This window comes from Methanofollis sp. UBA420 (assembly GCF_002498315.1).
GTDB lineage: Archaea > Halobacteriota > Methanomicrobia > Methanomicrobiales > Methanofollaceae > Methanofollis.
Genome location: NZ_DAGX01000002.1, coordinates 342,836 through 356,663 on the forward strand (window position 1 = coordinate 342,836; position 13,828 = coordinate 356,663).

The 13,828-nt window shown below is 64.8% G+C and carries 13 protein-coding genes and 2 pseudogenes; 4 read left to right on the forward strand and 11 right to left on the reverse strand.

Going from position 1 to position 13,828, the window contains the following annotated elements; genetic code table 11:
- Both BP869_RS01775 and BP869_RS01780 read right to left on the reverse strand, forming a co-directional pair.
- A pseudogene (locus tag BP869_RS01775) lies at positions 1 to 264 on the reverse strand (VUT family protein); the annotation flags it as partial.
- 67 nt (positions 265 to 331) lie between these two features.
- A complete protein-coding gene (locus BP869_RS01780; protein ID WP_342676332.1) occupies positions 332 to 814 on the reverse strand; it encodes a YkgJ family cysteine cluster protein in 483 nt (160 codons plus the stop codon).
- A gap of 68 nt (positions 815 to 882) precedes the next feature.
- On the opposite strand from BP869_RS01780, the pseudogene BP869_RS01785 reads away from it, so the two are divergent.
- A pseudogene (locus BP869_RS01785) lies at positions 883 to 1,674 on the forward strand (P-loop domain-containing protein); the annotation flags it as partial.
- Positions 1,675 to 1,769: 95 nt separating this feature from the next.
- Here BP869_RS01785 and BP869_RS01790 read toward each other — a convergent pair.
- The 6 genes from BP869_RS01790 to BP869_RS01815 form a co-directional block, all read right to left on the reverse strand.
- The gene (locus BP869_RS01790) at positions 1,770 to 2,090 is read right to left on the reverse strand and encodes a DUF1294 domain-containing protein (RefSeq protein ID WP_342676333.1); all 321 of its coding nucleotides are present in this window, start codon (positions 2,088 to 2,090) and stop codon (positions 1,770 to 1,772) included.
- Between the two features lie 43 nt (positions 2,091 to 2,133).
- Positions 2,134 to 3,195, reverse strand: coding sequence for an AI-2E family transporter (locus BP869_RS01795; protein WP_342676334.1), 1,062 nt, complete (start codon positions 3,193 to 3,195; stop codon positions 2,134 to 2,136).
- A 189-nt stretch (positions 3,196 to 3,384) separates the two neighbouring features.
- Complete coding sequence (locus BP869_RS01800; RefSeq protein WP_342676336.1) at positions 3,385 to 3,972, reverse strand: hypothetical protein; 588 nt, start codon at positions 3,970 to 3,972, stop codon at positions 3,385 to 3,387.
- A gap of 78 nt (positions 3,973 to 4,050) precedes the next feature.
- Positions 4,051 to 4,380, reverse strand: coding sequence for a DUF5400 family protein (locus BP869_RS01805; protein WP_342676338.1), 330 nt, complete (start codon positions 4,378 to 4,380; stop codon positions 4,051 to 4,053).
- 9 nt (positions 4,381 to 4,389) lie between these two features.
- A complete protein-coding gene (locus BP869_RS01810) occupies positions 4,390 to 5,226 on the reverse strand; it encodes a DsrE family protein (RefSeq protein ID WP_342676340.1) in 837 nt (278 codons plus the stop codon).
- A 4-nt stretch (positions 5,227 to 5,230) separates the two neighbouring features.
- Positions 5,231 to 5,911 (reverse strand): DUF169 domain-containing protein, encoded by a 681-nt coding sequence (locus BP869_RS01815; protein WP_342676342.1) that lies wholly within the window; start codon positions 5,909 to 5,911, stop codon positions 5,231 to 5,233.
- A gap of 167 nt (positions 5,912 to 6,078) precedes the next feature.
- Here BP869_RS01815 and BP869_RS01820 point away from each other — a divergent pair, with 167 nt between their 5' ends.
- Positions 6,079 to 7,713, forward strand: coding sequence for a GAF domain-containing protein (locus BP869_RS01820; protein WP_342676344.1), 1,635 nt, complete (start codon positions 6,079 to 6,081; stop codon positions 7,711 to 7,713).
- A gap of 89 nt (positions 7,714 to 7,802) precedes the next feature.
- On the opposite strand, the gene BP869_RS01825 is transcribed toward BP869_RS01820, so the two are convergent.
- Both BP869_RS01825 and BP869_RS01830 read right to left on the reverse strand, forming a co-directional pair.
- Complete coding sequence (locus BP869_RS01825; RefSeq protein WP_342676346.1) at positions 7,803 to 9,038, reverse strand: methyltransferase domain-containing protein; 1,236 nt, start codon at positions 9,036 to 9,038, stop codon at positions 7,803 to 7,805.
- A 265-nt stretch (positions 9,039 to 9,303) separates the two neighbouring features.
- Positions 9,304 to 10,002, reverse strand: a complete 699-nt coding sequence (locus tag BP869_RS01830; RefSeq protein ID WP_342676348.1) for a SagB/ThcOx family dehydrogenase — start codon at positions 10,000 to 10,002, stop codon at positions 9,304 to 9,306.
- 87 nt (positions 10,003 to 10,089) lie between these two features.
- Between BP869_RS01830 and BP869_RS01835 the strand changes: the two genes are divergently transcribed.
- A complete protein-coding gene (locus tag BP869_RS01835) occupies positions 10,090 to 10,950 on the forward strand; it encodes a cupin domain-containing protein (protein ID WP_342676350.1) in 861 nt (286 codons plus the stop codon).
- An 81-nt stretch (positions 10,951 to 11,031) separates the two neighbouring features.
- Here BP869_RS01835 and BP869_RS01840 read toward each other — a convergent pair whose 3' ends face one another.
- Entirely contained in the window at positions 11,032 to 11,868 is an 837-nt protein-coding gene (locus BP869_RS01840; protein ID WP_342676352.1) for a hypothetical protein, read from the reverse strand.
- A 169-nt stretch (positions 11,869 to 12,037) separates the two neighbouring features.
- Between BP869_RS01840 and BP869_RS01845 the strand changes: the two genes are divergently transcribed.
- The gene (locus tag BP869_RS01845; protein WP_342676353.1) at positions 12,038 to 13,825 is read left to right on the forward strand and encodes a dipeptidase; all 1,788 of its coding nucleotides are present in this window, start codon (positions 12,038 to 12,040) and stop codon (positions 13,823 to 13,825) included.
- Positions 13,826 to 13,828: the final 3 nt, after the last annotated feature.

Here is a 13,828-nt window from a genome sequence, read left to right on the forward strand (position 1 = left end):
GCCGTAGACCTCGTTGATCATGTCGATGGCCTGCGAGAGGAAGGGATAGATGAAGACCGCGGCAGGGGCGAGGAAGACGGCGATGCCGAGGTCGAACTCCACGATCCGGGTGGCGATGATCTGCGAGGCGGCGAGGTAGACGACGTAGAAACCGACGAGTGCAGCGTAGCCGTACTCCCGGTGGTTCCTGATGATGTACGCCGAGGCGTAGGTGACGATGGTGAGGCTGACGACCCAGTAGAGCCAGACGATGGGAATATCCATGATGTCCTATGAGATTGGACGGCATCGGTATTAGCGACTGGGGTGGCAGGACGCTCTCCCTGGCCCTCTATCTCCGGACGATATACCCGGCCTTCGTCAACGTCTCGATCGCCCGCTCGTCCCAGCGCGTATCGTCGTCCTCGCGGATGACAGCGATGTGCGTCTCCCAGAAGGCGGCGAGGGCCGGGTCGTCTGCCGCGAGGTGGCGCCTCTCCATCACCCTCCCCGCCCTCGTCCCTCCCGCGTTCAGGACGAGGAGGCGCCAGCAGCGGTACTCCCGGCAGATATCGGGCCTCGTGTGGTGAATGGTGCAGCACGCCTTCCCGTCGGCGGGATCCTCGCGGAGGAAGGGGCAGGCCAGAGGCCACCTCTCGAAGATGCTCCTGTCGGCGAGGAGGCTGGCCCTGTCGGGGGCGACCCTGACGGCATGCACCTCGCCGGTGTACCTGTTCTCCATCAGGAAACTCCCGTCGGCGCACTCCTCTCTCACGACATGGACGTCGCCCATCTGGCTGCAGCACTCCCCGCACCGGACGCACGCGAATGGCATTGGGTCTCTCCAGAAAACCCTATCACACCTGCCCGCTCATAAACATCCCGATCATGGCCCGCGAGACGATGCAGCCCGCCGGACGCCTCAGGGAGACTCTGAGACGGATCGACGGCCGGGGATACAGGGCATACAGGGACTGCGAGGGGGCCTACGCCTTCGACGGCTTCACCCTCCTCATCGACTACGCCCAGGCCGACCCCTTCGCCGCCCCGAGCAAGGCGCGGGTGCGGATCGTGGCGGACGTCGCGGGCTTCCCGGCCAGGTGTCTCTCGACGAAGACCCGCGAGACGGCGTTCAGGGACTTTCTGGCCAGGGTGTTCGCCGCGGCCACGAACATGATGATCCGGGATAGGCGGATGCAGGAACTCGTCGCCGACGAGCAGGAACCGATCACGCCCTTCATCGACCGGGCGCAGGCCCTGTACCGCGACCTCGGCGTCTCGACCGTCCTCGTCATCGGCGGGTCGGGTGACTACTTCGACATCGCCGACACCGTCGTCTCCATGCAGGCCTACCGCCCGGAGGACGCCACCGCACGGGCGAAGGCGATCGCCGCACGCCACGCCCCGGACCGCATCGCCTCCCGGAAGGACGTCTTCGGCACATTCAGGCGGCCGGTGCCGGACGCGGGGAGCATCGACGCCAGCAAGGGCAGGCGGGAGGCGAAGGTCGCGGCCGACGGCGTCCGCGGCATCAGGTTCGGCGTCCACGAGATCGACCTCTCGGCCGTGGCGCAGGTCGTGGACCCGGCCCAGACCGCGGCCATCGCCCATGCCCTGCTCAGGGCGAAGCGCCTGATGGACGGGAAGAGGACCCTCGACGAGGTGGTCAGGGCCGTCGCCGCGGAGGTCGAAGAGGACGGCCTCGACACCCTCACCCCCCACCCTGTCGGCGGCCTTGCGGCCTTCAGGCCCCTTCGAACTCGCGGCGGCGATGAACAGACTCAGGACATTCAGGGCAGGGCAGCAAGAGTGAGGGCGCCCGGCAGTGTGACCCACCCGGCACCCGCACACGCCACCAGGGCAAATATCGCAAGGTGTAGCGCCGCAAACAGGGGGACGAGCATAAATTTCGTCTTCTGCGTCTTGTGCCTGAAGACCTTCATCGCCGCCAGTGCGCCGAATGGCCCGAGACATGCGGAGGCAAGGAGCATCGTCTCCGATATCCTCCACTGTCCCCGGCGTGCCCGCCTCTTGTCCAGATAAAACACCGCGGCCGCACCGGCATTCAGGAGGAGGTACGCGGCCAGCAGGTCGAGGCCGGGGACGCTCATGGCGACCGGCCCCGGAAAAAAATGTGGGCAGGGACCATCCGGCTCACTCGGCCTCCTTTTTGCACGCTTTGGTGTTGAAGATGCCGGAGACGCCGAGCAGTTCGTTTATCCACCGCAATTCGTCGCTGCACTGGATCAGGATGATCAGGAGGAGGGTGATCGGGACGGCAAAGATCATGCCGGGCAGACCGAGGATCCAGCCCCAGATAATGAGGGAGAGGATGACGACCATCGGTGGCAGTTCGAACCGCCTCGATGCGAGCTTGGCATAGATTGGATTTTCGACGACGGCGTTGAGGAGAACGACAATTCCCACGACCGCCGCGGCTCCCCAGAGGCCGTACTGGAGCCAGGCAAAGAATATTGCCGGGATGGCCGCGAGGATCAGGCCGATATAGGGGATGAAGGCCAGGATGAAGGTGAGGATCCCCCACAGCACCGCAGAATGGACACCCATGAGCCAGAGGGAGAGGCCGAAGAGGGTGCCATGGATTATGTTCGCCTCAGTCCTGACGATCACAAAATCCATCATGAGTTTGCTCATCTTTTCGACACCCACAAACGTCGTCGGTTCGAGCGCTATCCCCCGCTTCAGGCGCTCGGAGATGTGGGGGATCTCCAGAACGGCGAACATGGTTGTGATCAGGATAAAAAACAGGTACATCAGGACGTTTCCGAGTCCGATGGCATAGGGCTTGGCAAAGGTGACGACCTCCCCGAGGTTGAATGAGGTGGGGGCGAGCAGAGAGGAGTCGATGCCAAAGTGCTGAAACAGCATTAGCAGGTCTGAGAGACGCGTCTGCAGGTCAGACTGGTAGGTCGGAAGGTCGTTGAGCAGAGTCTCAAACGAACTGACCGTAATCACCGCCATGACGAAGAGCACGACAAAGGCGATGGCTGAGATAACCCCCATGGCCGCAATGTCGGGCAGGCCGCGCTTTCTCAGCATTTCCATTGCCGGAAGTGCAAGGATCGTCAGGATCAGAGATACAAGCAGAAGGTTGACGATATACGCAGAGTACTGCATCCCGATGACAATCACGAGGAGTGCCGCCATGATGCCGAGAGTCTGCAGCGTGCCGGAGAAGTCTGAAGGGCGGTCCATAGTATAAACCTGTGTCGTAATGGGAGAGGGAAGAATATCATCTTTGGGAATTTATCCGGAGGATATACGGGGCCAGACCATCTTTTTGCGCCGAATTTCGGCCGTCCAGAGCACGCAGTCCCGGCAGTCCTCTGCCCCGCAGGCGATCTTCTCGATCTTCCACTTCAGCGCACGGGACCAGAAGAAGTCCTACAGGACCTCGACCTCGTCGTCCTGCATCTGGCGAACCCTCTCCTCGTAGGCATCGGGGTCCTGCGCATACTCCCTGATGGCCCGCACGTCCTCCGCCGCCCGCCCCGCGAGCGACGCCTCCAGCACGGCGAGGTCGGCGTCGTGGCGCCCGAGGGCCGCCGCCACCGCCGGGGAGAGGTAGTCCTCTTTTCTCACCGTCTCCCCGTCGAAACGGCGTGCGTCGTGTGCCAGCTGCTCGACCACCGCCGGGGCGTCGCCCAGGACCGCGAGGAGGTGGAGGGCGTGCCTCACCGCCGTGCGGTCGTCGCCGGAACGTCCGAGGGCCGCACGTATCCGCAACGCCGCCTCCTCCCTCTCCGCCGGCAGAGTCCCCTGCCGCACGGCCGAGGCGTACATCACCTGGAGGGCCATCGCCGCCGCCCTCCCGCCGAGGTCGAGCACGCCGACGATCACGTCCAGGGCCGCGGGCGCGAGGGGGTCCACCGCCTTGTACAGGAGGAGGTCGTGGAGGGCGGCATGGACCGCGTCGCGGTCCCCCGCCGCCAGGGCGTCCTCCAGGTCTCTGGTCTGAAAATGTGCCGCCACCATCTCTTGGAAAAAATCGTCCCGGGGACGCATGAAGGTTCCTGCGGCAGAGAAAAAAGAGGAGGGGGACGACGGCCCTTACAGGGCCACCGCCGCGACGGCGAAGACCGGGAGCATCGTCACGAGGGCCATGTGCGCCCCGTAGCCCGGCGAGGTCTGGAAGGTGTACTTCAGGGTCTCCCAGAGCTGCGTGAAGGCCGTGACGGCGACGAGCACCTGGAGGACCGCGGCGGCGGAGACGAGGGCCGGCATGCCGGTCGCGATCGCCGCCAGGGTGGCGAGGAGGGCGAGCATGATGGCGCCGAAGTGGATGGCGAGTTTCATGCCCTGCATCCTGAAGGTGATGAAGCCCGTGACGACGCTGCCGACGAGGAGCGCGAGGGCGATCACCTGATAGGTCATGTCCATTTTTTCACCTCAGAAGTTCACGACCGCGTAGCGGGGGTCGCTCAGGATATTGATGTAGGTCGCCGCGCCGGCCAGCTTCACGCCCGGGACGAGGTCGGCCTCGGTGATCCCCCTGAACTTCGCCGAGAGTTCGCAGGCATAGACCGTGACGCCGGCATGCATGACCTCGGCCATCACCTGGTCGAGGGGGGCGAAGTCCGGGTGCCTGACGGCCGCCGCATTCCCCTTCTTCGCGAGGCTCACGCCGTCCATCAGGAGGAAGATGGTCACCTTCTTGCCCATGCTCGCCGCCACCTTCGAGAAGATGAAGGTCGCATAGGCCCGCTCGGCATTGCCGATGCCGTTGCTCTGCGCGACGAGGACGCTGTCACGGTCCACGACTGCCGCGGGCCCGGCCTTCTTCTCGGCCTTCTCCGCGATGAGGACGTGCCTGTCCCCCTCGACGCCCTGCTCCACGATGACGGAACCGGACGATGTGATCGCCGCGGCGACATCGGCGATGGTGTCCGCGCTCGTGCTCTTCACCTTCAGCCTCTCCCCGACAGGGAGGGAGGCAAGGATGTTCCCCACCGTGATGACGGGGCCGGGGCAGAAGTCCCCACTGACATCGATCTCTTCCATGGTCTTTCCCGAGGGTATCATGCGTGCTTCGACGGTCTTCTCGGACCGGGTCGTCTCCAGTGCGTAGCCGTGCTTCCTGGCCACGGCGTCCATCCCGGCCTCTGCGCCCGGGCTGAGGACGAAGCGGACCTCCTCCCCCGGCGAATCAAGGTGCGTGATGACGTTCGCGGCAAGGAATGAGGCGTTCGGGGCCTTGATGCCGGTGGCCCTGATGGTCTTCACCATTTTTTTATCCCCACTTCTCCGCGAAGATCTTCAGCGCCTCGACGATCGGGGCGAGGTCCTTCGGCGGGATGCCCATGATGACCTCGTCCTCCGCGATCCCCGAGTTCTTCCTGGACCCGTTGCAGCCGAGGGTCATGTTGGGGACGCCGCGCTGCATGACGGCGACGACGGCGTCGGCGCAGAGGGACTGGATGCCGGAGTAGTCGCTGGAGAACCTGCCGCCCGCGGCGTGGAGGTACGCCTGGGTGAGGCGGAGGGCCTGCCTGGGGGTGGCGACGACGACGACGACGTCGGGCTCGAAGTCCGCGGCCTCCAGGGGTGCGTAGATAGAGGCATAGTAGGTCTCCTCGTTCTTCGGGATGGCCGAGACCGTTTCCAGGGCTCCCTCGGCGGTCCTGAAGTTGCCGAGTTTGTGGTAGGTGCTGCCCTTGGCCACGGCCTCGGGGAGGGGCTCGATGCCCATGACGCCGGCGCCGCCCTTGCACATGTGCTCGTCGCGGGTGGCGTAGCCCGTCATGCCCTTCAGCCGGGCGTCCTGCACGAACTGGCAGTGCCTGCTCTTCTCTGCGATCTTCTCGCAGCCTGCCGGCACGTCTGCGGGAGTCTTTGCAAGCTTCACGGCGACAGGGCTCCCCTTGAGTCCCAGGAGCGCTGTCAGGTCTTTCACGACTGCTTCGTATGACATGGTTCTTCCTCCGCACCCCGGGGGGCCGGGGCAGGTATTAGACTTCGTGGTCTAACTATACTGTATAGTATAATGTTCATATATACTTTTCTCCGGGGGCAGATCGCCGCCCTCCCCCCAGGGGAGATATGTTTATCTTGGCGGAGGGATTAGACCATATAGTATAGATGACGATGACAGAGCCAGACGACCTCTCAGATACCGAACACCTCATCCTCGCCTACCTCCAGTCCCACGCCCCCGAGGAGTGCATGCTCGACAAGATCTCGGTGGGGATCAGCAAGAGCAGGGCGACGGTCCTGAAGTACCTGGGGATGCTCCATGCCAGGGGGACCATCGGCTACCGCCTCGTCGGCCGGAGCAAACTCTGGATGCTGAAAGGTGCGGCAGCTGTCGAGGAGAGGAGGGAGGCCGCCGTCGCCGAAGCCCCCTCCGGCGACTCCCGAACACTCGCGTCCCTCGCCTTCGAACTCCACGACCTCAGGCTGCGGGAGGCCGAGGTCGTCGAGGCCCTGGACCGCCCGGAGACGGTCGTGCTGACGGTGACGGACGACCTCGTCATCGTCGGCAGGAACCGCCTCTTCGCCTCCCTCTTCCCCGGTGCGGTCAGCCTCAGGGACCTGGTGCGCCCGGCCCAGGCCGTGAGGCTCGAAGGGGCGATGGAGAGGGCGAGGGCCGGCACGCCGGCCTCCCTGGAGCTCGACCTGATGGAGAAGGCAGGGATCTTCCGGCCCTACGAGGTCACCCTCTTCCCGCCCGGCCCTGACGAACCGGCGGGCGGCACGGCCGTCGTAGGCGAAGACCTCTCCAGCAGGCGGCGGACGCGGCGGCACCTGGAGGCCCTCCTCTCCATCATCAGGGCCGCGGGGAGCGCGCCCGACGAGGAGCGCCTCCTTGCGGAGGCGATGACGGGCGTCAGGGAGAAACTCCTCCCCTACCTCCACGGCGCGGTCTTCATGGCCGACATGCGGATGGCGTACGCCACCTTCACGCTCACCGGGAGCGCCCGCGACGGACTCGCCCCCTTCCTCGCCCGCGCCATGACGGCGCTCGGCACGGTCGCCGCGGGGAAGGACGACGAGGTCGTCCGCCTCCTCGCCGCCGCCACCGGCAGCACGTCGGCGGAGAGCGCCGTCGCCGTCCCCATCCTCGAGGAGGAGAGGGCGACAGGTGCGGTCCTCCTCCTCCTCGACGCCCCCGCGACCGCCACCGACGTCGAGAACGTCGAGATGGTCGCCGACGAGATCGCAAGCGCCCTGAAGATGCAGAGGCTGGACAGAGAGAGGTCCGAATATGTCAACACCCTCCTCGCCATGAACAGGATCTCAGCCATCCTGAACGACACGCGGGACGAGGGGTCGATGCTGGCGAAGTCCATCGACGCGGCGATGGAGTCGCTCGGATTCGAGATGGGCTGCGTGTACCTCAGGGACGAGGCCGACGAGATGGTCCCGCGGGTGCAGAGGAACATGCCCGAGAGCCTCAGGCTGATGTGCCTCTCCGGCAGCTTCGACCGCCTCTTCGACCTGGCCTTCAGGGAGAGGAGGGTCGTCTATATCACGCGGGGGACGCCCGACTATGCCGGCCTCCCCCCTGACGTGAAGGCGAGCGGCGTGGCGACGGTCCTCATCATGCCCATCAGGATCGGGGACGAGGTCGTGGGCCTCCTGAACATGGGGAGCGGGGACGAGAAGCACTACATGGCGACGAGCCTGGAGAACATCTCGTCCATCGGCCTCCAGCTCGGCATGGCCCTCGAACGCTCCCGCCTCGCCCGCGCCCTGGAGGGGGATCACGCATGAGGGGCTATTCGACGACGGGGCGATGAAGAGGCCGGTTTTCGTCGGATCACCCGGCGGATCAAAAAAAGAATTTTTTCCGAAAGCACTCGTCACTCTTTTTTCCCGTAGATCACCAGCCCGTAGGGATGGGCGATCACCTGCCAGCCTCCAAGCTGCGAACGCTTGAGCACGTTCATGATCTCCTCCCGGGTATACGCCGCCCTGACCGAGGTCTCAAACCCCGGCCTGATCTCCGGGGGTTCGCAGGACTCGTACATCTGCCGGTAGATTTCAGGGGAGAAATCGCGCCGGAGATCGGTGATGCAGAACCGCCCTCCGGTCTTCAGGACCCGCGCGATCTCGTCGAAAACCACTCCCGGCGATTCCCATTCGTGGAGGGATCCGTTCGAGAAGACCGCATCAAAGACGCCGTCTTCAAACGGCATCGCGAGGGCGTTGCCTTCCTGATATCTGACCCGGGAGGTAAGGCCATAACTGGCGGTGTTCTTTTCAGCAGAGGCGATCATCGCCGGGCTGATCTCAAGACCGACCAGTCGCGTCTTTTCGGTCGCCTTCAGCCACTCGAGCCCGAAGTAGCCAGGTCCGGGGCCGATCTCAAGGGCCACACCCGATCTGATCCCCGATTCAAGAAGATCCTCGACGGGCAGGTGCCCCTCATCCCTCAGCCCCTTCTGCATCTGTTCATAGAATGCAACGGTCATCTCATCCTGGATGCCGTCGCACGTTTCTGGTTCTCTCTGCTCAAACATCAGTTTCTCCTGATTTTTTTCCTTCGCACGATACCGTGCGTCAGCCACTTCCTCAAGCCTCAGGAGTCTCCCCTCTCTCACGACCGTCATCGACACGTGCAGGCGGTCCCGCGATCTTTTCAGGTCCTGAAGCACGCTCATGAACGACGTATCATCATAAACGCCGGTGAATTTCGCGCACAACATGGCGAAATTCTGCTGCTCGTCTTCCGTCAACCGCGCCATCCCTTCTTCAAGGTACGCGAAGAGCCGTTCTTCGATCGCAAGAATCCACTCCTCTCCCTTTCTGGTGGGGACGATACGATACGTCCGCCGGTCGTCCGGGTCCCGGACCCTCCGAACATATCCCTCCTTTTCGAGATGATTGATGTGATCGGTGGCGGTGCTCCGGGAGACGCCGAGCATGCCGGCAACATCGCCCATACAGATACGAGAGAAATAGGCGGTGTAGAGGATCTCCGTGGCAGCAGGGGAAAGGGGGCTTTTTCGTCCCCGGTCGACTTCCCAGAGCATATTCATGGCGATCTGCACCATTCCCAGCGAGAGGCGGATGCGTGCGGTTGCGGGCATACCCATGGTACACTGTCTGTCCGTGCCGGCCATAAATGTTACGGATATCCGTAATACTTTGGAGCAACAGTATCCGTTTCTCTGCACGGAACGGCTTTGCAGGGCAGGGCCGTTCGGGGTGCAGGGGCGTGAGCGCACTCTCTGGCCCGGCATGGAGCACAGGCCTATCTGACGGCACTGCAGACCGACACCGAGGAAAGACGCGTGCGCTCTTCGCATCCATCATCTCCCTGCTGAAATGCCTCCTCTCCCGGAGGTTCATCCGGTGGGATCACACCCTCCCGACAGGCATCAGGTAGATGGGGCGCTCGTCCTCCTCCATCCTCAACACTCTTCTGACCCCTCCGTCGTCGAAGGCCCCGATCGAGACCGTCCCTATCCCCAGGGGGACGGCCTGGAGGTAGATGTTCTGGGAGGCGTGGCCGGCCTCCATGTACACGTACCTGACGCCCCTCTCCCCGTATTTTCCTGTCGTCCGCTCGTACACGCCCGATATCGCGATGACCGCCGCCGCGTCCTCGATGGCCGACTGGTTCAGGGCGACGCGGGCGAGGGCCGACCGTGCGTCGCCGTCGGCGAGGCGGCGGAGGAGGTGGCCGGACGGGACGTACCGGTAGACCCCTGCCGGGAGGTCGGCGACAGTGCCGGCCGCGACCGTGACCTCCAGCGGGTAGAGAGCCCCTGCCGACGGTGCCGTCCTGTAGCCGCGGACGTCCGTCACGCCCTGTGCCGCCCAGAGGAGTTGCCCGAGGTCGGCGAGGGTGAGGGAGGCGGCGCCGTAGTCGCGGACCGACCGCCGCCCTGCGAGCGCCTCCTCCACCGAGACCCTCCCCGCAGTCTGCGGCTGCGGGAGTTTCACCGTCCCGTTCTCGCTCTCCCCGGCGGCGCCCTTCTCCTGGCCCAGAAAGACCGCGGCCAGACCGACCAGGACGACCGTCGCCGCGAGGAGTACGATGAGTGCCGTGTTCATCTTCACCTCTCCCCTCCACCACCGCACGCTACTTATGGGTATTGCCCGGGAGAATCGCATTTATTTTTCCAGGTCGATTCTCTTCTCATGCACAGGATTGCTTCTCTTCTGTTCATCTGCATCCTCCTCTCTGCCGGCTGCCTCTCGGCGCCCCCCCAGCAGGAGGAGACCGTCCGTCTGATCACGCCGCCGGCGGGTTTCGCCCTCTTCGACGGCCAGGGCACCTACGTCGGGATCATCGGCAACGAGACCCCCGATATCCCGGCGAACTACAGCATGGGCGTGGTCACCATCCCGCCGGGCAACGCGACGCCCCCGCACAGGCTGATCGGGAGCACCGAGTTCGTCTATCTGATCGGCGGCGAGGCCGAGATCAGGTGCGACAACCGCACCGTGACCGCCCGCGAAGGCGAGACTGTCCTCCTGCCCGCAGGCGTGCTCCAGTCGATCGCCTCTGTCGGGACGACCGACCTCCGCTACGTCAACGCGGTCCAGCCGCCCTTCACCGCGGCGATCGAGGTCTTGGGAGACGACCTGACGGCCCTTGCGGGGACGACAGACGGCGTGCCTGTCGTCATCCCCGACCCCAGGGCCGGGATCGAGTGGGACATGGGCTCCGACATGATGATCTACACCCTGGCGAACCCGGTGCTGATGCCCGAGAGGAACCTCCCCATCGACTACAGCGTCGCCTATGCCGAACTCCTGCCCGGCGGGGCGATCGGCTACAACCGGCTCAACGGATCGTCCGAGGTGATCTTTGTTATCAGCGGCGAGGTCGAGGTCTTCACGCCCGATGGCCGAGCGGTACGTGTCCCTGCCGGGAGTGCCGCGTACGTCCCGCCCGACCAGGTGAAGGGGTACCGGAATGTCGCGGCGTCGAACGCCACGATGCTGAGCTTCGTCGACCCGGCCTGGACGCCGGAAAAGACCGAGATGCTGGAGTGACAGGCCTCCATTCTTTTTTCGTGAACGGCCACACAGGCCTTTCCTGAGAGAGTCGTGAAAAAAAGTGATCCGGGCCCGCCCTCAGACGATGGGGCGGATGACGACCAGGCGCCACTCCGCACCGTGCAGGCCGACAGTCGTCCAGTACGCCTCCTTCCTGACGACCCCTCCAAACCCGGTGTCATAGAAGGAGTAGGCCGCATGCCCCGACCAGTTCCCGGATAAAGATCGTGCGGTCTCGAGGACCTCCGGGAAGTCCGCATACAGGGATTCGTTGAGGGTCTCCTTCCCGATCTCTTCGGGGTCCGCGTCGTAGAGCACACGGCCGTCCGACTGGGCGGTCATCACGGCATAGGGCGTCCCTTTGACGGCGGCCTCCGCGTGCCCGCCGACGAGACGGTCGGGCAGGAAGGCGACGCTCACCATGCCGATCATCTCTTCGTCCGGCGAGAAGACCGGGCACTCGATCGTCGCCGCGTACCCGCCCTGCGCGAGGGGGAAGAGGTCTGACATCACCGGCGCCTTCCGGTCGAACACCTCCCGCACGACCGCCTGCTCCCCCAGGTTGCTCCCGACAAGTCCTGTGCCCGCGGGCCGGGCGGCGGTGACCGTGCCGTTGCGCGCCACCACGATCGCCGTGGAGACGGACGGATCGGCCGCCAGCGCACCGTCGAGGAGCGCCTCCGCCTGCGGCCCAGAAAGCCCGGTGCTCCCGAGGCCCGCGGCCGTCTCCGCCGCCGCCCTGTCGATTGCCGTCAGGTTTCCGGTGACCGCCCCCTGCATCCCGCCGAGGAGGGAGAGCATCTCCAGGCGGGCGGCGTCGTCAGAGGCGCCGCTCTCCGCCGGGGCCGTGCATCCCGCACAGAGAAGGGAGGCCGCCACCAGCACAAGAGCGATCGCCCATGCATGAGATTCCATGGATCACCTATCGACAGAGGAGGACAAGAAATCGACGCCTCATCGCGCCCGGAGAAATGACATGTGGGGAAAAAAGGCAGGAGAGCGTCTCCGATCCGGTCCGCGGCGATCCGGAGGGGCGGACGCCACACTACCGATTCTTTTATTTCCTCTATCCCCACTTCTCCGTATGAAACGTACAGGAATCTTTCTGGTCCTGCTGGTCCTTCTTGCATGTGCGCCTGTCTCGGCGTGCACCATCTTCGCGGTCACGCCGGGCGCCTCCGGGGACGGCACCATGTATCTCGGCCACACCAACGACGGCGTCGGGCCTGACTGGAGAAATATCGACGACATCACCCTGACCTATGTCCCGGCGGCCGACCATGCGCCGGGAGAGACGCGGCCGGTCTACTTCGACCCGAACAGCGGTTCCGACGCCGCCGGCAAGAAGGCGGGGAACACCTCGCGCCTGGTCCTCGACTCCATCGAGCAGGTGCCGCACACCTACGCGTATTACACCGCCTCCTACGCCATGATGAACGAGCACCAGCTCCTCAGCGCCGAGTGCACCGACTATGCGAAGGTCGAACTCAACGCCGAGGAGGGGAAGAGGATCTTCTACTCGTCCGAACTCTCGAACGTGGCGCTTGAACGCTGCACGACCGCACGGGACGCGGTCGAACTCGTCGGCAGCCTCATCGACGCCTACGGCTATTACGGGACAGGGGAGACCCTCATCTTCGCCGACCGGACGGAGGCGTGGGTCATCGAGATGTGCTCCAGTCCGGCAGGCACAGGCGGCCTCTGGGTCGCGGAGAAGATCCCGGACGGCGAGGTCTTCGTGGCCGGGAACGAGTTCAGGGTCAGGAATGTCACGGCGGGCGACCCGGACATGCTGTACACCCCCGACCTCTTCTCGGTCGCCGAGAAGTACGGCCTCTGGTCTCCCTCTGAGGGCGCCTTCGACTGGCTGGAGGCGACGAGTTACGGCGAATACTCCCACCCCTACTACTCCCTGATGAGGGTCTGGAGCGTCCAGAACCGGCTTGCGCCCTCCCTGAAGCTGAGCCCCTATGTCGAGGACTCGTACACGACGGCCCTGCCCTTCACGGTCGTGCCCGACACGCCCGTCAACCGCACGACCGCCCTCTCCCTCTTCCGCGACCACTATGAGGGCACGGACTTCGACCTCACGGCCGGCGTCGCCGCCGGGCCCTTCGGGAACCCGTACAGGTACCTCGGCCCCGCCGACGCCCACACCAATTTCCAGAACGACACCTCCATCGAGGTGCGGCCGGGCGCGAACCCGCGGCCTGTCTCGGCGGTCTTCTGCAGTTACAGTTATGTCGCGGAGGCGCGGTCCGGCCTCCCCGACCCTGTCGGCGGCGTCCTCTGGTTCGGCCCTGCCGTGGCCTACGAGACGGTGTACGCCCCGATCTACGCCGGTTCCGAGGACGTCTCGACGTCCTACACGACCGGGACGCGGACGGAGTACGACCCCGACGCCGCCTACTGGACATTCGATTTCGTGACCAACTGGGCGATGCTCCGCTATGACGCGATGATCGAGGACATCCGGGCAGAACAGGCCAGACTCGAAGCCGAGTCGATGAGGCTCGTTGGAGAGACCGACACAGAGGCGGCAGGGATGATCGCCGCCGGCGACGAGGCCGGCGCCCGCCGCCTCCTGACCAATGTCACCGTGCAGAGGGGCGACGAGATCATCGAGGAGTGGCAGGACCTCTCGGCGATGCTCGTCGTGAAGTACTCGAACGGCCTCATCACCGACCCGGCGACGGAGGACGTCGACGAACCCGGATATCCGGCATGGTGGTATCAGGAGGCTGACTACCAGTACGGCCCGAGGGTCTACGACCTCGAGCGCCTCCGCGCCACGCCGGACCTGAACTACACCGGCGAGAGCGTGTGGTTCCCCAAAAACGTCTCTATCGACCAGATCCTGGAGAGGATCTGATCC

Coding starts and splice junctions, on each gene's coding strand:
- BP869_RS01830 (WP_342676348.1), bottom strand. CDS start 10,002: ATGAACACGGCACTCATCGTACTCCTCGCGGCGACGGTCGTCCTGGTC.
- BP869_RS01815 (WP_342676342.1), bottom strand. CDS start 5,911: ATGTCATACGAAGCAGTCGTGAAAGACCTGACAGCGCTCCTGGGACTC.
- BP869_RS01805 (WP_342676338.1), bottom strand. CDS start 4,380: ATGGACATGACCTATCAGGTGATCGCCCTCGCGCTCCTCGTCGGCAGC.
- BP869_RS01825 (WP_342676346.1), bottom strand. CDS start 9,038: ATGGGTATGCCCGCAACCGCACGCATCCGCCTCTCGCTGGGAATGGTG.
- BP869_RS01810 (WP_342676340.1), bottom strand. CDS start 5,226: ATGGTGAAGACCATCAGGGCCACCGGCATCAAGGCCCCGAACGCCTCA.
- BP869_RS01835 (WP_342676350.1), top strand. CDS start 10,090: ATGCACAGGATTGCTTCTCTTCTGTTCATCTGCATCCTCCTCTCTGCC.
- BP869_RS01840 (WP_342676352.1), bottom strand. CDS start 11,868: ATGGAATCTCATGCATGGGCGATCGCTCTTGTGCTGGTGGCGGCCTCC.
- BP869_RS01820 (WP_342676344.1), top strand. CDS start 6,079: ATGACGATGACAGAGCCAGACGACCTCTCAGATACCGAACACCTCATC.
- BP869_RS01795 (WP_342676334.1), bottom strand. CDS start 3,195: ATGGACCGCCCTTCAGACTTCTCCGGCACGCTGCAGACTCTCGGCATC.
- BP869_RS01790 (WP_342676333.1), bottom strand. CDS start 2,090: ATGAGCGTCCCCGGCCTCGACCTGCTGGCCGCGTACCTCCTCCTGAAT.
- BP869_RS01845 (WP_342676353.1), top strand. CDS start 12,038: ATGAAACGTACAGGAATCTTTCTGGTCCTGCTGGTCCTTCTTGCATGT.
- BP869_RS01780 (WP_342676332.1), bottom strand. CDS start 814: ATGCCATTCGCGTGCGTCCGGTGCGGGGAGTGCTGCAGCCAGATGGGC.